An 18,805-nucleotide genomic window follows, 5' to 3' on the forward strand; every position below is an offset into this window, starting at 1 on the left:
AATGGCTGAGGCAGGATGATTCGCCCCGTGGCAAGGTTCGAGCGGCGTGGCACACTGCGCGCAGCCCACGTTCTGGATTGTCGGAGCCCTACCCCATGGCCGAGCAGCAGCCCCTACTGACGCTACTGGTGCGCAAGCCCATAGACCCGCCCGGATCGGGCGGCGGGTTCACCTCGGCGAATGGCGGCGAGGCGCTCTCTGGCCGGCTTCAAATGCCGACGCTGGCCAAGGCACAGCTGCAGCGCACCTACCTTTTGTCACGCATCGAAGAAGGGCGAGCGGCGCGTCTGGTACTGATCCGCGCACCGGCCGGCTTCGGCAAATCCACGCTGATGGCGCAACTGTTCGCCTCCCGCGAGGATTGCGCCTGGCTGAGCCTCGACTCCAGCGACAATGATGCGCGGCAACTGGCGCAAGTCCTGTCCCTGGGCCTGCGGGAACTGCTCGGCGACAGTACGCCGACCGTCGAAGCGGATACGTCCTTCCGGACCGAGCTGGAACAGCTCATGGCGCGCCTGGCAGCCACCGGCAAGCCCCACACCCTGTTCCTCGACGAGTTCGAAGTGCTGCAATCCGCCGAGGCCCTGGAGCTGCTGCGCGACCTGTGGGAGGCCTTTCCCACCGGCAGCCAGTTGGTCATCGCCAGCCGGAGTACGCCGAACCTGCCACTGGGCAACCTTCGGGCTCGCGGCGAGTTGCTCGAACTGACCGCCGAGACCCTGCGCTTCGGGCTCGCCGAAACCCGTCAGTACCTCAATGACCGGCTGGGTTCGAGCCTCTCCGAACACGCCATCCAGACGCTGCACGCACGCACGGAAGGCTGGATCACGGCCCTGCATCTGGCCGCGCTGTCCCTGCAGGATCGTCGCGACCCCGGCGCCTTCGTCGCCACCTTCAGCGGATCGCAGCACGAACTGGCCGAGTACCTCACCGAAGACATCCTCGACCGGTTGCCGCCCGCCATGAGCGGGTTCCTCCTGCGAACCAGCCTGCTCGATCGCTTCAGCGCTCCACTCTGTGACGTGGTCTGCGGGGGCGAGAACAGCGCCAAAATGCTGGAACAGGTGCAGCGCCAGGGCCTGTTCCTCATCGCCCTGGACGGACATGGCGAGTGGTTCCGCTTCCACCGGCTGTTCGCCGGTTTTCTCCGCGATGTGCTATCCCGCCGCCACCCGGAACTGCTCGGACCACTGCACCGCGCAGCCGCCGACTGGCAGCTGCGCCACGGCTCGCCGCTGGCAGCCATCGAACACCTGCTGCAGGTGGACGACGCCAGCGCCGCCATCGACCAGCTGGAAGCCCACCTCGATGCCCTCCTCGACAGCGGGCGCTATCGCGCCCTGCTGCGGTGCCTTGACCAGTTGCCGCCGGCGCAGATCGACCAGCGCCCGCGCCTGGCGCTGGTGCATGCCTGGACGCTGCTCATGGCGCGCCGCTACCAGCAGGCGCTGCAAGTGGTCGAGCGAAATCCGCGCACCAGCGAGAGCGAGATCATCCGCTGCCTGCTGCTGGCCTTCAGCGATCAACTCGACGCCGCTTGCGCTGCTGCCCGCCCCTTGTTCGCCGGCCTGCCCCAGGTGCAGTCGCACCATCGCGGCCTGCTCGGCGGCTGCCTGGCCTATTGCCTGGTCGCCATGGACCAGCCCGATGCAGCCCGCGAGGTGCTGGCCCAGCTGGCGCAATGCGCGGGAAAAACGGCAATGGTGGTGGTCCAGTCAGTGTCCGACGTGATCGAAAGCGTGATCGATCTGCTGCAAGGACATCTCCTCGCCGCTCGTACACGCGTTGATGCGGCGGCCCACCACCATCTGCAGAACTCCAACGAGCAATGGCTGGCGGGACGCATCTCGGTAGATACCATGCGCGCGTTGACGCTCTACGAGTCCGGCGAACTCGATCCGGCTCGACACATCCTCACCCAGACGCCGCTATCCGCAGCCCTCAGCGCCGGGCCGGATGTACTGATCACCAGCCACATTACGCTCGCGCGTATCGCCGGCATGAAAGGCGAGCGCGCCGCATGGATGCATCATCTGGCTGGCCTTGAACAACTGGGCCGCCAGGGCGGCCCGAGCCGTCTGCTCTGCGCCACCTGGCTGGAGCGCGCGCGCGTTGCCACGCTGGAGGGCCATCTGGACCAGGCCGCCCAGGCGCTGCGCTCGGCGGAGTTCAACAATGGCTGGGACCAGCCTGGCATCGCGCTCTACAGCTGCGACGTCGATACCCTGTTCATCGGTCGACAACGCTGGCGCATTGCCCGTGGCGAGTATGCCCCTGCCATCACCGACCTGCGTATGGCCCTGGAAGAGGCACAACAGCGAGGTCGTCAGCGCCGGGCGCTGAAACTGCGCCTGCTGCTCGCGATGGCGCTGGACGGCCTGGGCAGGCAGGACGACGCCTTCGACACCTTGCTGCCGGCGTTGCGATGGGCCAGCCGTGAAGGCTTCGTCCAGACCTTCCACGAGGAAGGTGACCGCCTCGCCCAACTGCTGCGACAGTGGATGGTCAAGCTGGGGCCCGCCTGCAGCAGCCTGGAGGTTTCCGCCGACTTCCTCCACCGCCTGCTACAGGAAGCCGGCCAGGCCGGGGGCGGCGACAGTGAAGACACGCCGGCACTGAGCCCCCGCGAGCTGGACGTACTGCGCCTTTTGGCCGGTGGCGGACGCAACCAGAGCATCGCCGACCAACTGTGCCTGTCACTGCATACGGTGAAGACTCACCTGCGCAATATCAGCGGCAAGCTCGGCGCCGAAGGGCGTACTGAAGTCATCGCTATCGCCCGCGCTCGCCGCCTGATCGACTAGGCCAGCAGGCCCAGTTCGCGCGCTCGCCGGACAGCCTGGGTACGACGCTTCACACCGAGCTTGTGGTTGATATGAATGGTGTGGGCTTTCACCGTGTTCAGCGAGATGAACAGCCGCCCGCTGATTTCCTGGTTGGTCAGCCCCTCGGCCATCAACCGCAGCACACCCATTTCCCGCGGCGTGAGCACTCTCGCCAGGGTCGCGTCCGGGAGCTCATCGGTGCTGTTGCAACTCGATTCCTGGCACCCCATCGGCGACGCAGTCATGGCCTCAGGGCGCGCCCGGATCAGCCCGGCGAATCCCTGCCGCTCGCAGGTTTCCCGCCACTTTCGCGAAGCTTCCAGCGCCGCGGCTCTATCGCCCAGGCCTTCGAGCGTGAGCGCGAGCAACTGCTGGGCGCGATAGCGCAAGGAAGGTGCATTCAGCGGCGGCAGGATGTCCGGGGCGGATAGACTTTCGACCGCGCGCCGGACGCGCCCCAGGATCTCCGGCCAGCGCTGCTGACGGGCCATCAGCCGCAAGGTCTGCACGCCGAGCACCGGTTCATAGCAGAGCGCGTCTGCCCGCAGGCACTCCAGATGCCGGCGCACCTCGCGCAGATGGGCCTCGGCCTGGGTCAGGTCGCCTCGATAGGTCGACGCCTCCGAAAGTCCGAGACCGGCATGCAGGATGAAAGGATCACTGCAGCGCCGTGCATAGACGAATCCACGCCGATAGAGCGACTCCCCTTGCTCGGCGTCGCCATTGAGAATCGCCAGCTCCGCCTGCAGCAGCAGGAGCCTGCCGAGCAATAGCGGGTACTCGGCGCCATGGTCGCGGAGCAACTCGAAATCATGGTCCAGCACTTCCTCGGCCAATGACCACTCGCCGGTCAGGATCAACAGGCGTATGCGGTCGGTGTCAACCAGCACTTCACTGGCCAGACAGCCCTGCCGGCGCGCCAGGCCAACCACCTTGTCGAGCAAGGCTTCGGCCTGCTCGGCCTGCCCCTCCGACATCGCGATGCGCGCCAGCGTCGAGTAACACAGGTGGATCGAATGCCAATCCCGTGAATCGAGATCCTCCAGGGCAGACCGACAGTGCCTGCGCGCTCGCTCACCATGTCCCCGCAGCCCGAACAGCGTGCCCTGCAGTGCCTCCCAGTTGGCCAGCATACGCCGCTGATGCTGCGCGCAAGGCTGCGGCAGCTGCCAGCCGAGTCGATCGATGCAGGCCTGCGCTTCATCCAACCGCCACCCGATCAGCAGCGCCTGGGCATTGAGGTAGATAAGAAAAGGCGTGCTTTCCAGCAGGTTCGACGAGAGTCGCTCGCGCCATCCCAACCAGCTGTGCAGGTGCTGACCGGCGAACAGCCAGGCCAACGGAACGCGCTCCATGTAGCTGGCCGCGGTATCCACCTGCCCTTCCTGCAGCGCCAGCTCCACCGCATCGCCGACAAAGCCGGCTTCGCGCAGCAAGCGACAGGCGTGCAGGCGCAGGTGGCTGGCCTCGCGGGGCGGTAATTCATCGACCAGCGCCCGCGCGACCACGGGATGCAACTGCCACCAGCGCGCCTCGGGGTCCAGTGGCGACAGCATTCCCAGGACAAGCAATTGCGCAGCAAACTGCCGGCTGGCATCCAGCTCCGGCCAGAGCTCTGCGCACATGGCGGCAGACACCTTGGGCAGGTGCGCAATGCCGCGGAGCATGGAGCGCTGTGCCTCGCCCATGCGTGCCAGCAGATCGTCGCGAACATACTCGCGGCGCCTCAACGCCGCCGGCCGGGCCGAGTCGCCCCGTCCCTGCAGCCCCAGGTGCACCATGGCACACCAGCCCAGCGTGGCCTCCCACAATTCATCGGCAAAGTCATCTGGGTGACTGCCCGCGATCAGCGGCAACAGGCGGCCGAACTCCTCGCGCGTGAGCGCAAGGCTGTCGGCCCCCAGTGCAACGACATCGCCTTCCAGCGACAGCCGCGCCAACGGCCAGCACGGACGCTGGCGAGCGCTGACCCAGAAGTGCACGGGGGCGTCCTCTTCCAGCAGGCCGATCAGCCAGGCATCCAGTTCTGATGCCTGGGCCGGATAGTCGTCGAGGATGAGATACAGCGGCGCGGAGGCGTGGCGCAGGCAATCGAGCAGGACCTCCGGCGCGGCCTCCCGGCCGAGGCCCAGCTGGCGCGCCAGCAACCCGGAAAGCTGCGCCGGCGACACCGGCCGGCCATGCAGGGCAAGCCAGGCATAGCGGGTGTCCGCCGGCAGCTGCGCCAGGCTCTCGCGCAGCAAGGCGGTCTTGCCGAAGCCGCCCGGTGCTTCGAGCAGGCAGAGCCGGTGCGCTGCCAGCACCTGCCCACTCAGACGCTCGCGGGGCAGATGAATGGCCAGGCTGGAAACCTTCGAAGGCAGGGGGCTGGAAAGCGTCATGGGCGGGTACCGAACTGACTGTCAGTCGATCCTTGCCAGCCTTGCGACCTTTCACCATCAACCATTCGAGGTATTCGATCCGAACGGTGACAGCTCCGGTTACCTTTCTTCCCCCAGGCGCCGCCGCCGCCACCACTCCAGCGACTCCTGCAGGTCCCCAGCGCGCCGGGTAACCCGCGAAATTACCTGAACAGGCAATTCAGGGCCGTTGTTCGACTTCATAGCATGGCTACTCCATTGACTCACCGAGCGCTTCATTGGGGTACCGCATGACTACAAGAACAACAAAGAGCAGCCCATTCCAGCCACGTCTCCTGGCCATCGCCGTCACCATGACCTGCGGCTCGCAGGCCGGAGCTGTCGACTTCAACATGGGGGAAATCGAGGGCAAGTTCGACTCGTCGATCACCTTCGGCAGCAGCTGGTCCACTACTGCACCGGACAAGCAGTTCATCTCGAACAACAACTCGATGGGCGTGCGGGGTGGCAAGTCCTCCTCACGCACCACCGACGACAACCGTCTGAACTTCAAGAGCGGCGAGAACATCTCGACCATCGTCAAGGGCTTGCACGACCTCGAACTGAAATACGGGGAAAGCGGCGCCTTCCTGCGTGGCAAGTACTGGTACGACTTCGAACTCAAGGACGGTCACCAGCACTTCTACGACATCGACGACCACGGCCGTGACCAGGCCGCAAAGAGCTCCGGGGCGATGTTCCTCGACGCCTTCGTCTACCACAACTACAACCTCGGTGACTTGCCCGGCAACGTCCGCCTGGGCAAGCAGGTGGTGAACTGGGGCGAGAGCACCTTCATCCAGAATGGCATCAGCTCGATCAACCCGCTGGATGTCGCCGCCCTGCGCCGCCCCGGATCGGAAGTGAAAGAGGGCCTGGTGCCGGTGCAGATGTTCTACGTCTCCCAGGGACTGACCGAGAACATCACCGCCGAAGCCTTCTACCAGTTCAAATGGGACAAGACCGTCACCGACAACTGCGGCACCTTCTTCGGCGCCGACGGCGTGGCCAAGGGTTGCGACGACCGTCTCGTTACCGGCGGCTATGACTTGGCGCCTGGCATTGCCCATAACACCAGCACCAACCCCCAAGATATAGCCAAGATGCGCGACGACGCCTATATTCCGCGCGGCAAGGACAACGACCCGCGCAACAGCGGCCAGTATGGCCTGGCCCTGCGCTGGTTCGTGCCGGAGCTGAACGAGACCGAGTTCGGCGCCTACGCCATGAAGTACCACAGCCGCAGTCCGTTCCTCAGCACCGTGCGCACAGACCCCAAAGCGGCCAACTCCCTGGCGCCGATTCGCGACGCCAAGTACTTCATCGACTACCCCGAAGACATCCGCCTCTACGGCCTGAGTTTCGCCACCAACCTGGCAGGCGTCTCCTGGGGCGGCGAAATGAGCTATCGGCCGAACATGCCGCTGCAGCTCAACACCGCCGACCTGGTGAGCGCCACGCTGACGCCCGTCGGCAAGACCTCCGCCTCCCCGCTGTTCACCACCGGCTTCTCCAGCAACACACCGGCTGGCGGCACGATCAACGGTTACGACCGCAAGCCGGTGCTGCAGGTGCAGACCACCGTGACCAAGCTGTTCAACCAGGTGATGGGCGCGGACCGCCTCACCGTGGTCGGTGAGGTCGGCTACAACCGCATCAACGGCCTGGGCGATACCGACGGCACCGACCTGCGCTTCGGTCGCAGCCCGGCATTCGGCTCCGGCATCCTGCCAGACGTCTACGGAGGCGATGGCGCAGCAACCTGCCACGGCAGCAACGCAGGCAAGCCCAACGCCAGCAACCCCGCCCAGCAGTGCAACAGCCACGGCTTCTACACCGCCGACTCCTGGGGCTACCGCATCCGCAGCCAGCTGGACTACCCCAACGCGGTGGCCGGCATCAACCTCTCGCCCAACCTCGCCTGGTCCCACGACGTGGAAGGCACAGGGCCGAACTTCGAGGAAGGCGCCAAGGCCGTCAGCCTCGGCCTGAACGCCGACTACCAGAACACCTACACCGCCGCGCTCAACTACACGACCTACTTCGACGGTAAATACAACACCATGACCGACCGCGACTTCGTCTCGCTGAGCCTGGGCGTGAACTTCTAACCGATGACCACGGAGACGCACACCATGAAGAAACACTTCACCCTGGGCGGCAGCGCACTGGCGCTTTCCCTTTTGGCCTGCAGCGCACTGGCCGCCATTTCCCCGCAGGAAGCCGAGCAACTGGGCGGTGCCAAGCTGACCCCGACCGGCGCGGAGAAGGCAGGCAACGCCGATGGCAGCATTCCCGCCTGGACCGGTGGCCTGAAGCCCGGCGCCGCGCCGGTCAACAACGGTTTCCTCGGCGATCCCTTCGCCGGCGACAAGCTCCTGTTCACCATCACCGCGGCGAACGCCGAGCAGTACAAGGACAAGCTGACCCCCGGCCAGCTCGCACTGTTCAAGCGCTACCCGGACAGCTACAAGATCCCGGTCTACCCCACTCACCGCAGCGCCTCGGCACCGCAGGCGGTCTACGACGCCATCAAGAAGGGCGCGACACAGGTGGAGTTGGCGAACGACGGCAACGCCCTGGCCCACTTCGAGACCCGCTACACGCCTTTCCCCATCCCCAAGAGCGGCGTGGAAGTGGTCTGGAACCACGAGGGTCGCTACCGCGGCACCAGCCTCGAACGCTACAGCGCTCAGGTCGTGCCACAGGTGAATGGCGACTTCACCGCCGTGGGCTTCAAGGAAAACACCGGCTTCCCGCAGTTCATGAGCGATGTCGACCCGGCCAAGAGCGCGAACATCCTCTACTACTACAAGCAGGAGATCATCGCCCCGTCGCGTCTCACCGGCACCGTGAACCTCGCCTACGAGACCATCGACCAGATCAAGGAACCCCGCCAGGCCTGGACCTACAACGCCGGCCAGCGCCGCGTGCGCCGCGCTCCGGAAGTGGCTTACGACGGTCCGGGCAGCGCCGCCGACGGTATGCGCACCGCTGACAACTCCGACCTCTACAACGGCTCGCCGGACCGCTACACCTGGAAGCTGATCGGCAAGAAGGAAATCTACATTCCGTACAACAGCTACCAGCTGATGTCGCCGAAACTCAAGCTGGCCGACATCGTCCGCCCCGGTCACATCAACCCCGAGCACACCCGTTACGAGCTGCACCGCGTCTGGGAAGTGGAAGGCACCCTGAAGCCCGGCGCCCGCCACGTCTATGCCAAGCGCCACATGTACTTCGACGAGGACACCTGGATGCTCGCCGAAGTCGATCACTACGACAGCCGCGGCCAGCTCTGGCGCGTTGCCGAAGGCCACCAGGCCAACGACTACCAGCAGGGTGTCGCCCTGTACGCCGCGCAGACGCTCTATGACCTGATCGCCGGCCGCTACCTGGCGATGAACCTGATCAACGAAGCCAAGCAAGGTACCCGCTACGACATGAAGTACCTCTCTTCGGACTTCACTCCCGCCGCCTTGCGCAACTCCGGCATTCGCTGAGCACCATCGGGCGCCCCTCAACGGGCGCCCTTTTCCCGTTTTCGCTTCAACCCTCCCCGCTCTTCCGCACATCGATACGAAAACTTCCAGCGCCCAGGACAGGTCCACTGCATGACCCTGTTTGAAGTGGCGCCCACTCAAAGAGAGGGGCGCGGCACTGCGCCCGCCTCGCTTCAATGGCGCACTTCGCACAATCAGGCCGCGCCGTTGGCTGCACAGGAGTTCCAACATGAGTGACTACATCGCCCCGCTGCGCGACATGCAGTTCGTCCTGCGTGACCTGCAATTGCTCGACAGGCTGAACCAACTGCCCGGCCAGGAAGAGATGAACGCCGAGCTGGTGGACGCCATCCTCAACGAGGCCGCGCGCTTCGCCCAGGGCGAACTGGCGCCGCTGAATGTCGTTGGCGACCGCCAGGGAGCACACTGGAAGGACGGCGATGTGCGCACGGCCGAGGGCTGGCGCGAGGCCTACGGACGATTCGCCGACAACGGCTGGAACGCCCTCTCCTGCCCGCCCGACTTCGGTGGCCAGGGCGCGCCACGACTGGTTTCGGCGCTGGTTGAGGAAATGTGGAACGCCGCCAACGTCGCCTTCGGCCTGTGCCCGATGCTCACCCGAGGGGCCATCGAGGCCATCGAGCTGCGTGGCTCGGAGGAACTGAAGCGGACCTGGCTGCCCAAACTGGTGAGCGGCGAATGGACCGGCACCATGAACCTGACCGAACCCCAGGCCGGCTCCGACCTCGCCGCCGTGCGCACGCGCGCCGAGCCGCAGGCCGACGGCAGCTACCGGGTGTTCGGGCAAAAGATCTTCATCACCTACGGCGAGCACGACCTCACCGACAACATCGTCCACCTGGTGCTGGCCCGCGTGCCGGGTGCGCCGGATGGCGTGAAAGGCATTTCGCTGTTCGTGGTGCCCAAGGTGCGACTGAACACCGACGGCAGCCTGGGCGAGCGCAACGACCTGCGTTGCGTATCCATCGAGCACAAGCTCGGTATCCACGGCAGCCCGACCGCCGTGCTGGCCTTCGGCGACCAGGGCGGCGCCACCGGCTGGCTGGTGGGCGAAGAGAACCGCGGCCTGGAGTACATGTTCATCATGATGAACGCGGCGCGCTTCTCCGTCGGCATCGAAGGCATCGGCCTGGCCGAACGCGCCTACCAGCGCGCGGTGGCCTATGCCCGGCTGCGCATCCAGGGCACGGAGATTGGTGTTCCGGGGCGGGAAAAGGCGGCGATCATTCGCCATCCGGACGTTCGCCGCCAGCTCATGTCCATGCGCTCTCGGGTGGAAGCCATGCGCGCGCTGGCCTGCGAAGTGGCGCTGGCAACGGACCTGGCCCACAGCCACCCGAGCGAGGCGGTGCGCCGCGAACGACAAGCCTTCGTCGAGCTGATGATCCCGGTGATCAAGGGCTGGTGCACCGAAAACGCGGTGGACATCGCCTCCCTTGGCGTGCAGGTCCATGGCGGTATGGGCTTCATCGAGGAAACCGGTGCCGCCCAGCATCTGCGCGACGCTCGGATCACGCCGATCTACGAGGGCACCACGGGTATCCAGGCGCTCGACCTGATCGGTCGCAAGATTGCCCGCGACAAGGGCGCGGCCGCCTTCGCCCTGATCGCCCGCTTGCGTGAAGCGCAACTGGCGCTGCCGGACGACGACCCGCAACTGGCCGCGATTCGTCATCGTCTGTTCTCGGCGATCAACGCCCTGGATGACGCGGTCAACTACGTGGTGAAGCACTACGACGACCAGGTGCGCCAGGTGGCGCTGGGTTCGGTGCCGCTGCTGGAACTGTTCGGTATCGTCACCGGCGGCTGGCAGTTGGCGCGCTCCGCCCAGGTGGCCCGCGAGCGCCTGGCCGGCAACAGCGGCGACGCCGCGTTCTACCGGGCCAAGCTGCGTACCGCGCAGTTCTATGCCGGGCATTTCCTCACCCGCGCACCGGGTCTGGCGCAGGCCATTGTTGACGGCGGCGACGCTGCCCTGGCGATGGAGGACTTCGCCTTTTGAGCGCAGGGGTGCTGCCGCCACGCCCTGATGGCGGCTTGAGCACTCCTGACACCGTGCTTCCGGCGGCTCCGCCTAGCCAACTACGGAATAGCCACTACACACCTACGGCAAACAGCGGTTCCATTTAGGAATCCGCTGACTGCCCTACCCCATCACGCCTCAGAGAATTGCAGCCCTTCTGGTGCCACCGCGCGCCAGAGCTTTACCGGTCGTCCCTGTTGGCGCACTCGTGCCACGGACCGGCAATTCTTCACTGGAGACCGTGATGCTAGAAAAAATCATCCACCAGGCAGCCATGAGGGGGATGGGTACTCAGGCCGGCCGCTTCGTGGGCCTGCTTGCCGATCTGCTCGTCAATCGCTCCACCGGTGGCTTTGAGGGCTTCCGCAAGCGCTTCGCGGAAGCCGGGCTCGGCGACTTGCTGAACAGCTGGATCGGTGGCGCCCCGGCCGACAACGCCCTGCAACCCGATCAGTTCAGCGCGGGGCTAGGCGTGGAGGACACTCATCGCCTCGCCAAGACGCTCGGGGTGCCGCCAGGCGCGGTCAACGGAGCGGGCGCGGAAGCACTGCCCAAGTTGGTCGCCCTGCTGAGCGCCAACGGCCAGATGCCATCCGTGTTGCCGCCCAAGCTCACCGCTCTGCTGCATGTCCAGTCGGCCCCCCGTGAGGAGCGCCGGGGATTGGGCTGGCTGTTCTGGCTGATCGCCGCAATGCTGTTCGGCCTGCTGTTCCTGGCCGTCAGCCACAGCCGTCCGGAGGCCCCCTCCGCAGTGCAGGCTCCCACCAGCCAGCCGGCTCCGGCCCCCGTAGCCGTGCCCGAGGTGCAAGAGCAAGCCGTGCAGGAACCCGTACCGGAGCCCGCGGTGGAGCAACAACCGGCTCAGTTCCAGCTCGACAACCAGAACGGCCAGGTCACGGTCAACGGCAAGCTGCCGAGCAAAGCAGACAAGCAACGTCTGTGGGACGCTCTAGTGGCGCAGTTCGGTGCCGACAAGGTCTCCGGCGACATCGTCATCGACACCCAGACCCTGCCCGCCCAGTGGCTGGACGAGCTGATCGCCGCCCTGCCCCAGCTCGGCGCCAGCGGCCTGAAGATCGGCTTCGATGGCGACAAGCTCTCCGTCGATACTTCCGCCCTGCCCGAAGACCAGCGCTTCGACATCAGCCAGAAACTGCGCTCGCTGTTCAGCGGCCTGTCCATGAACGGTCTGTGGGAACGCGCCACGGCGGCGCTTGCCGGCCTGCAGAGCGGCTTCAGCGCCCAGGACCTGGTGCAGGCGCTGAACCTGATGAACGTCTATTTCGACAGCAACTCCGACAAGATCACCCCGGACAGCCTGGATATCCTTCAGCGCGCCGCCGAGGCGATCAAGTCCGCGCCGGCCGGCACCCGCATCGAAGTGGGCGGCCACAGCGACAGCATCGGCACCGAACAGGCCAACCTGGCCATGAGCCAGAAGCGTGCCGCGGCCGTTGTCAGCCAGCTCGTGGGTCTGGGCGTAGCCCCGGCGACCCTCACTGCCAAAGGCTATGGTCAGAGCAAACCCATTGCCGATAACGCCACTGACGAGGGCCGCGCCAAGAACCGGCGTATCGAGTTCACCGTACTGGAGCAGTGATCGACGCCGATCAACCCTGCTCTTCTCCCGCCAGCCCACAACCGCCCATCCGAAACGAGGATGGGCGGTTGTGGCATGTAACGCCGTCGTTACACCCGCTGAAGCCAACAGTCTGCACGCCCATGCCTTTGCCCGCCAGTTAACAGCTCGCTTGGTTATTGTGCTGGACCCGCGTTATGTCCGAATGCTCATTGACAGTCGTCCGCCGCTTAAGTGTGATGGCCTTTCGTTCAGGCAAATGGCATTGCTGGCCGACTGTGTGTGCGTTGTGTCCTGCAATGCCGCGATGACGAAACTTTGGCGATCCCGACTCGCTTACGAAAGTTTTCTCGTTTCATCGACACAGGAGATGCCGGCGATGTTGAACCAGGCAGCCCGGAACACCCAGGACGTCGAATTCGACGAGCAATTCCTCCTCGCTTTCGAGATCCAGGTCCTGCAGAAGGCCCTGCCGGCCTTCGAAGAGGCCTCGCGCTTCGCCCGCGACCGAGGCCTGCGCTGTAGCGTGGAACTGATCACCAACGCTGACGGCCACCCCGAACTCAGCCTTAGCGCTACCCAGCGCGATGACCTTCCGGACAGTTGCTACCGACTGATCGCCGACCCGGCCGCCCAGGGCATAGTCCATGAGGAGTTCACCGCAGTGAACCGCCGCACGCGCCGCCAGGGCGCGCGCCTGGCGACGCTGACCTCGCGCTCGCTGGAGCTGCAGCTGGAAGCCTTCTTCATGCACGCCTTTGGCATGCGGCTGGACTACAACGTGCTGCGCCTGGACTACTCTTACGAGCATGCTTCTGGGCTATAGGCCTTTTCCGACGCCGCCGGTCGTCGGTTCGGCCGGTGGCGGAACGAGCGTTCCGTCGGACAGTTCCTGCAAAGGATGATTTATGGCAACGATGAACGCGTCGAAGTCGCTATTATTCGCGCCCTGTGCGCCACCTCGTGCGTGTTTCCTCGTTGTCGCTTCGCCATGAATGAATTCCTCGTGCATTTTCAGGACGGTCACTGCCTGGGCAAGACCGTGCTGCGCTCGTTTTCCCGTCAGATGACCCTCTCCGAAGCGCGCGTGCGCCTGCAGGCCTGCTACCCGCTGCGCGTTCCGCACCTGCTGAACATCCTGCACCTGACGCCGATGCTGCCCGGCCGCTGATCCGGCCCTACCCGTACAGTTTTCCTGCGCCACTGTGCCTGCAACCGGGCATCGACCGTGGCTAGAGTCGTTCGTCCCGACTTCAAGGAAAGCACCATGGCCGACCTGCAGATTCGCCCCGCCACCGCTGATGACGTTCCGGCCATGCTGGACCTGATCTTCGAGCACGGCCCCAACGACTGGAACTTTCTGCCCGACGGTCCGGTTCGCGAGCACTTCCAGGGCATCGCCGAGGGGACGGTCTGGGCGCTGGTCGCAGTGGATGGCGATGAGCTGCGCGGCCTGGTGACCTTCCATGAGAGCGCTGCGTTCGGCCGCTTCCAGCACGAAGGGCGCCCGCGTCACGCCTATATCGCCGAGGCCACGGTGCATAGCGGCGAAGCCGGGCGCGGCCTGGGTACGCGCCTGCTGCGCGCGGCCATTGCCGATCTGCTCGCCCGTGGCCTGCCCGACGTCTACATCGAGCGCCACGAGGAGAACCCCGGCTCCGCCGGGATGATGCGCAAGGCCGGCTTCGACGAGCTGGAAACCTTCGCCGACCCGCAGCGCCGCCCCAATGGGTCGCGGCGCACGACGATCTGTTACCTGGACGCGCGAACCGGCGCCGCCTGAGCTTCGCCCAGACCGGCGAGGGCTTGCCGTGCCGCTTCGCCGGCCTGCTCCAGCACCTGGCGCTTCCAGCCGTCCTCGTCCACGTAGAAGGCATCACGCAGCTGGCGATGGATGCGCAGGGCTTTCTCCGGCGGTACGCCGGGGTTGTTGGCCAGCCACTGGTCCGCGCGCAGCGCCTTGAGCACCTTGAGCCCCGGCAGCGTGCCGAACTCCAGGGCGATGGCGGTCAGCTCGGCCTGCGGACACTCGCTCGCAGCGCTGAGGATCATCTGCCCCTGCAGCTGCACCGACACCGATCCCCCTTCGTGCGCCGAAGTCACCTCATCGCTCCACCAGCGGCGCGTGCGCGCCAGCGTCTGCGGATCGTTCCCGCCCACGTAGATGCGCTCGCCATGGCCCTTTGGTCCCAGGCCGGTGTGCACGTCGATCCAGCCCAGTCGTGCGCAGTCGCGGGCGTGCTGGCGCAGCACCTGGCGCACGGCCAGGTTGCTCCAGGTCGGTTTGGCGCCGATGTAGAACAGGCCGTTGGGATGGCTGTCCTGGCCGCTGGATATGGCCGCCTGCAGTTGCTTGCGGCCGTGGCACATGGCGTAGCGCAGCAGGCGCAGGTGGCTGGCGAAGGACGGCCAGCGGCGCGGGATCAGGATCGGGTCGAGGGCCGCGTAGGCCTGGTTGCGCTGTCGCGGCTGGGAGAAGTCGATGAAGTTGCGGTTGAGGTCGACGTTCTCGTGGGTCCAGCGTCGCCACCAGGAAAAACCGTAGGGGTTGGCCGCATGCAGGTAGAGCACTGCGCAATCGGACTTGGCGCATTGCTCCAGCCAGTCGGGATCATTGAGTAGCGCGACCTGCACCGCCGAGCCGCAGAAACCTTCCACTCCATGACAGCCGCTGCTGATGATCAGCAGGTTCTGCGCATCGCGCGGACCACTGCGTGCCACGTCCAGCGCGAGCGGTTCGCCATCGCGGCCGGCCAGCGGGTGGCGGTGGGATTCGACGACCAGACCGGCGGACAGGCACGCGGCGAGAAACTTGCCACGCGCTTCGGCGTAGCTCTGGGAAAAACAGGCAGACGGGTTCATCACCGCTCCGGATGATTGGATGTTGCGGGGCCCGCTGGGCGGGCCCTTCGGGGAATATCAGGCGTGGCCGACCGCACCGGGCAGCGGCGTTTCGCTGTGCTCGCCCTGCAGGGACTGGCGGGTGCGCTCGGGGGCGATGATCCGGCAGCCGAGGATGGCGCCGACCACGGTGAGCACGCCGAACAGGCCAAGCGCCGTCTCGAAGCCATGGGCGATGTCACCGCCGCGCAGCTCGACCAGCTGGCCGACGATCCAGGGCGCGAGCATGCCGGCACTGGTCATGCCGCCAATGTGAATGGCCAGCATAGAGCCACGCTGGGCACTCGGGGCGATGTAGGCGACCAGGGTGTTGCAGAAGGTCGGCAGGACGTTCACCAGGATCGCGCCCAGGGCGTAGAGCACCAAGATCGCCAGGCGATCGCCGTGCAGCAGGGTCAGCGCGCAGAAGGCAACACCGGCGACCGCTGCGAAGGCCATCGGCGGCAGCACCATGGCGCGCTGCACCGAGGCGCCGCGCTTCATCGCCCGCTGGGAGAGCGTGGAGAGCAGCAGGTTGGCAAGGATCACCCCGACCGTCACCACCATCACCGTGTAGCCCGACTGCATGGGCGTCATGCCCTGGCCCTTCTGCAGGTACACCGGCACCCAGCTGTACACCAGCGCAGTGGGCAGGTAGCTGAGGAAGCCCATCAGGGTGATCCAGATGAAACTGCGGTTGAGCAGCAGGCGGCTGTACGGCAGGCGCAGTGACGAACCCGGCCCCTCTTCCTCGGTCTGCTGGCCTTCACGGCCGAGGACCAGCCAGACCACCAGCCAGACCAGCCCGAGCAGCGCCAGCAGGAAATACGCGGTGCGCCAGCCGAAGTGCTGGATCGCCAGCGGCAGGCTCAACGCACCGAGCACCGCGCCGAGCATGATCGACACCTGGATCAGCGCCGAGGGCAGCACACGCTCCTTCGGGCCGAACCACTTGAAGCAGGCGTGCTGGGTGACCGCCGTGCCCGGCCCGGTGCCGGCTCCCAGCAGCAGGCGCCCGGCGACCAGCGCGGCGAAGCCGCTGGACAGCGCCACCAGCAGTTGCGAGGCCATCCAGACCACCGACATGCCGGCGAGAATCCAGCGTGTCGGGAAGCGGTTGGCGAGGAAGCCCACCAGCACGCCGGAGATCGAATAAAGGAAGAAGAACGCGCTACCGATGAAGCCGAACTCGGTTGGCGAGAGCTTCAGCTCGTCGATGATCTGCGCGCCGGCGAAGGCGAAGATGGTCTTGTCCAGTACGCTGATGACCATCACCAGCATCAGCAGGATGAGGACTACGGTGCGCTGTTTCATGCCTGCCCCCCTCTCGACAGCGAAGTCTCCACCAGCCGCACCCAGAGCGCCGCGCCGAAGGGAATGGCGCCGTCGTTGAAGTCGTAGCCGGGGTTGTGGACCATGCAGCCGCTGGGGCCGCTGTTGCCGTTGCCCAGGGCGATGTAGCAACCGGGACGGCGCTCCAGCATCCAGGCGAAATCCTCGCTGCCGAGGAAGCCCGAAGGGATATCGGAGAGCAGGCGCTGCGGGCCGACCAATTCGGTCAGCACCTGGCGTGCGAGGCGGGTTTCCTCCGGCGTATTGACCAGCACCGGCACCAGCTCCTCGTACTCGTAGTGCAGTTCCATGCCGTGCACGGCGGCGACGCCACGGGTGATCTCGCCGATGCGCTGCTTGAGCAACTCACGCACTTCCGGCTTGGTGGCGCGCACGCTCAGGCGCAGGTCGGCGTGGTCGGGAATCACGTTCGCCGCCTCCCCTGCCTTGAGCATCCCCACGGTCACTACGGCCACTTCGGTGGACGGCACGTTGCGCGCCACAATGCTTTGCAGCGCCAGCACCAGCTCGGCGGCGGCGACAATCGGGTCTTTGGTCAGGTGCGGCATGGCGCCATGGCCGCCGACGCCGGTCAGGCGGATCGACACGCGATCCGAGGATGCCGTCAGCGCGCCCTCGCGGGTGAGGAAGCAGCCCACCGGCAGGCCCGGCGCGTTGTGCAGCGCGTACACCGCGTCGCAGGGGAAACGCTCGAACAGGCCGTCGTCCATCATTGCCACGGCGCCACCCAGGGCTTCCTCGGCGGGCTGGAAGATCAGGTTGAGGGTGCCGTCGAAGTGGCGCTGCTCGGCCAGGTCGCGGGCGGCGCAGAGCAGGATGGCGGTGTGCCCGTCGTGCCCACAGGCGTGCATGCGGCCGGCGTGCTGGCTGGCGTAGGGTACGCCGCTGGCTTCGTCGATGGGCAGCGCGTCCATGTCGGCGCGGATGCCAATGCTGCGCGTGCTGTTGCCCTGGCGCAGCACACCGACAACGCCGGTGCCACCCACGCCCTCATGGACTTCATAGCCCCATTCGCGCAGGTAGCCGGCGACGATGGAGGCGGTGCGCGCTTCCTCGAAGCCCAGCTCGGGGTGCTGGTGAAGGTCCCGACGAATCCGGGCGAAGGCTTCCTGGGAAGCGAATAGTCTTTCGACTGTCTCGTGCTGGGTAAGGGGGTGCTGACTCATGCCGCATCCTGCTCATTGTTCTGATGTGGCCGGCAGGATGCCCCACGCGCGAGGCGCTGAATAATGACCTTCGCGCATGCTTATCAAGGCTGGTTATCGAAGCGGGCTTCATCCAGCCAGGATCAGTCGGCCTTGCGCAGGTGCGGACCCTTGAAGGCATAGACCAGCTCATCCACCAGGGTCTGCGCCTCGCGGGTCATCAGCTCCGGCGGACGGCAGACCAGGGAAATGTCGGTGCCCGGCACCGTCTCGGCGATGTCCAGCGCGTCCAGGGTACCGGAGACGATAGGCAGGTCGAACACACGCCGCGACCAGAAGCTCACCGCATCGGTATTGGCGGCCAGTTCCGCGTAGAGCACCACCGAGGCGCACTCGATGACGCGCTCGGGGTGGCGCACCTGGTACTGCTCGAACATCTGCCCGGCGAGAGACACATCCAGCGAATCGGGCACCAGCCACTCCTCGTCGAGCAGCTCGTGCAGCGAGCGCGCGTTGCGCAGCGGATGGCCCTTGCGTACCGCCAGCGTAGTGGGCTGGGCGTAGAGCTCCTGCCAATGGAAGCCGTCGACGTTGCGTGACGAGGGCTGCGAGGTCAGCACCAGGTCCAGCTGGCCTTCGCGCAGGCCTTCGAGCAGCTTGGCCGGGCGCAGTTCGCTGATCTGCAGCTGCACCTTGGGGTAGCGCTTGCGGTAACGCAGCAGGCAGCTGGCGAACTGCTGGCTGGGCGTCACCGGTGACACCCCGATGGCCACGCGCCCGTCCATGGCGCCCTTCAGCGTCTCGATCTCGTCCCGCGCGCGTCGCACTTCCTCGACCACCAGGCGGGCACGGCGCACCAGCCGCTCGCCGTATTCGGTGGCGGTGATGCCACGGTTGGAACGCACCAGCAGCGGCACGCCCAGCTCGGCCTCCAGCTCCTTGATGCTCTTGGACAGGGCGGGCTGGGAGATGTGCAGCAGGCGCGAAGCTTCCTGGATGCTGCCGCTTTCGCAGATGGCGACGATGGCGCGGAGTTGATGCAACTTCATGGAGTGGTCGTCGGCTCGGGGATCGGTA

13 protein-coding genes are annotated in these 18,805 nt (G+C 66.1%); 8 read left to right on the forward strand and 5 right to left on the reverse strand.

Going from position 1 to position 18,805, the window contains the following annotated elements:
* The first annotated feature begins 95 nt into the window (after positions 1-95).
* A complete protein-coding gene (locus tag IB255_RS19880; RefSeq protein WP_192210744.1) occupies positions 96-2,804 on the forward strand; it encodes a LuxR C-terminal-related transcriptional regulator in 2,709 nt (902 codons plus the stop codon).
* Here the strand turns inward: IB255_RS19880 and IB255_RS19885 are convergent.
* The gene (locus tag IB255_RS19885) at positions 2,801-5,206 is read right to left on the reverse strand and encodes a helix-turn-helix transcriptional regulator (RefSeq protein WP_192210745.1); all 2,406 of its coding nucleotides are present in this window, start codon (positions 5,204-5,206) and stop codon (positions 2,801-2,803) included. The two genes, IB255_RS19880 and IB255_RS19885, sit on opposite strands and share 4 nt — an antisense overlap.
* A gap of 269 nt (positions 5,207-5,475) precedes the next feature.
* On the opposite strand from IB255_RS19885, the gene IB255_RS19890 reads away from it, so the two are divergent.
* The 7 genes from IB255_RS19890 (at position 5,476) to IB255_RS19920 (ending at position 14,133) form a co-directional block, all read left to right on the forward strand.
* A complete protein-coding gene (locus tag IB255_RS19890; protein ID WP_192210746.1) occupies positions 5,476-7,335 on the forward strand; it encodes a DUF1302 domain-containing protein in 1,860 nt (619 codons plus the stop codon).
* Between the two features lie 24 nt (positions 7,336-7,359).
* Positions 7,360-8,727 carry a DUF1329 domain-containing protein gene (locus tag IB255_RS19895; protein ID WP_192210747.1) on the forward strand — a complete coding sequence of 456 codons (1,368 nt, stop codon included), beginning with the start codon at positions 7,360-7,362 and terminating at the stop codon, positions 8,725-8,727.
* Positions 8,728-8,956: 229 nt separating this feature from the next.
* Positions 8,957-10,750 carry an acyl-CoA dehydrogenase gene (locus IB255_RS19900; RefSeq protein ID WP_192210748.1) on the forward strand — a complete coding sequence of 598 codons (1,794 nt, stop codon included), beginning with the start codon at positions 8,957-8,959 and terminating at the stop codon, positions 10,748-10,750.
* Between the two features lie 265 nt (positions 10,751-11,015).
* Complete coding sequence (locus tag IB255_RS19905; RefSeq protein ID WP_192210749.1) at positions 11,016-12,371, forward strand: OmpA family protein; 1,356 nt, start codon at positions 11,016-11,018, stop codon at positions 12,369-12,371.
* A gap of 358 nt (positions 12,372-12,729) precedes the next feature.
* Complete coding sequence (locus tag IB255_RS19910) at positions 12,730-13,176, forward strand: hypothetical protein (RefSeq protein ID WP_081518247.1); 447 nt, start codon at positions 12,730-12,732, stop codon at positions 13,174-13,176.
* 165 nt (positions 13,177-13,341) lie between these two features.
* Positions 13,342-13,521, forward strand: coding sequence for a hypothetical protein (locus IB255_RS19915; protein WP_024762799.1), 180 nt, complete (start codon positions 13,342-13,344; stop codon positions 13,519-13,521).
* 96 nt (positions 13,522-13,617) lie between these two features.
* Positions 13,618-14,133 carry a GNAT family N-acetyltransferase gene (locus IB255_RS19920; RefSeq protein ID WP_081518249.1) on the forward strand — a complete coding sequence of 172 codons (516 nt, stop codon included), beginning with the start codon at positions 13,618-13,620 and terminating at the stop codon, positions 14,131-14,133.
* Here IB255_RS19920 and IB255_RS19925 read toward each other — a convergent pair.
* The 4 genes from IB255_RS19925 to IB255_RS19940 form a co-directional block, all read right to left on the reverse strand.
* On the reverse strand, positions 14,103-15,212 hold the full coding sequence (locus IB255_RS19925) for a M14 family metallopeptidase (RefSeq protein ID WP_081518250.1): 1,110 nt from the start codon (positions 15,210-15,212) through the stop codon (positions 14,103-14,105). The genes IB255_RS19920 and IB255_RS19925 overlap by 31 nt on opposite strands.
* 57 nt (positions 15,213-15,269) lie before the next feature.
* On the reverse strand, positions 15,270-16,544 hold the full coding sequence (locus tag IB255_RS19930; protein ID WP_081518251.1) for an MFS transporter: 1,275 nt from the start codon (positions 16,542-16,544) through the stop codon (positions 15,270-15,272).
* The gene (locus tag IB255_RS19935; protein ID WP_192210750.1) at positions 16,541-17,749 is read right to left on the reverse strand and encodes a M20 aminoacylase family protein; all 1,209 of its coding nucleotides are present in this window, start codon (positions 17,747-17,749) and stop codon (positions 16,541-16,543) included. The genes IB255_RS19930 and IB255_RS19935 overlap by 4 nt, the downstream gene beginning before the upstream one ends.
* Before the next feature lie 122 nt (positions 17,750-17,871).
* A complete protein-coding gene (locus tag IB255_RS19940) occupies positions 17,872-18,777 on the reverse strand; it encodes a LysR family transcriptional regulator (protein WP_081518253.1) in 906 nt (301 codons plus the stop codon).
* Between the last annotated feature and the right edge of the window lie 28 nt (positions 18,778-18,805).

Origin of the sequence: Pseudomonas sp. PDM22 (genome assembly GCF_014851965.1) — a bacterium.
Taxonomy (GTDB): domain Bacteria; phylum Pseudomonadota; class Gammaproteobacteria; order Pseudomonadales; family Pseudomonadaceae; genus Pseudomonas.

Bases quoted from the DNA above. Each gene is read 5' to 3' on its own strand.
- IB255_RS19880 (WP_192210744.1), top strand. From the start codon at position 96: ATGGCCGAGCAGCAGCCCCTACTGACGCTACTGGTGCGCAAGCCCATA.
- IB255_RS19885 (WP_192210745.1), bottom strand. From the start codon at position 5,206: ATGACGCTTTCCAGCCCCCTGCCTTCGAAGGTTTCCAGCCTGGCCATT.
- IB255_RS19890 (WP_192210746.1), top strand. From the start codon at position 5,476: ATGACTACAAGAACAACAAAGAGCAGCCCATTCCAGCCACGTCTCCTG.
- IB255_RS19895 (WP_192210747.1), top strand. From the start codon at position 7,360: ATGAAGAAACACTTCACCCTGGGCGGCAGCGCACTGGCGCTTTCCCTT.
- IB255_RS19900 (WP_192210748.1), top strand. From the start codon at position 8,957: ATGAGTGACTACATCGCCCCGCTGCGCGACATGCAGTTCGTCCTGCGT.
- IB255_RS19905 (WP_192210749.1), top strand. From the start codon at position 11,016: ATGCTAGAAAAAATCATCCACCAGGCAGCCATGAGGGGGATGGGTACT.
- IB255_RS19910 (WP_081518247.1), top strand. From the start codon at position 12,730: ATGTTGAACCAGGCAGCCCGGAACACCCAGGACGTCGAATTCGACGAG.
- IB255_RS19915 (WP_024762799.1), top strand. From the start codon at position 13,342: ATGAATGAATTCCTCGTGCATTTTCAGGACGGTCACTGCCTGGGCAAG.
- IB255_RS19920 (WP_081518249.1), top strand. From the start codon at position 13,618: ATGGCCGACCTGCAGATTCGCCCCGCCACCGCTGATGACGTTCCGGCC.
- IB255_RS19925 (WP_081518250.1), bottom strand. From the start codon at position 15,212: ATGAACCCGTCTGCCTGTTTTTCCCAGAGCTACGCCGAAGCGCGTGGC.
- IB255_RS19930 (WP_081518251.1), bottom strand. From the start codon at position 16,544: ATGAAACAGCGCACCGTAGTCCTCATCCTGCTGATGCTGGTGATGGTC.
- IB255_RS19935 (WP_192210750.1), bottom strand. From the start codon at position 17,749: ATGAGTCAGCACCCCCTTACCCAGCACGAGACAGTCGAAAGACTATTC.
- IB255_RS19940 (WP_081518253.1), bottom strand. From the start codon at position 18,777: ATGAAGTTGCATCAACTCCGCGCCATCGTCGCCATCTGCGAAAGCGGC.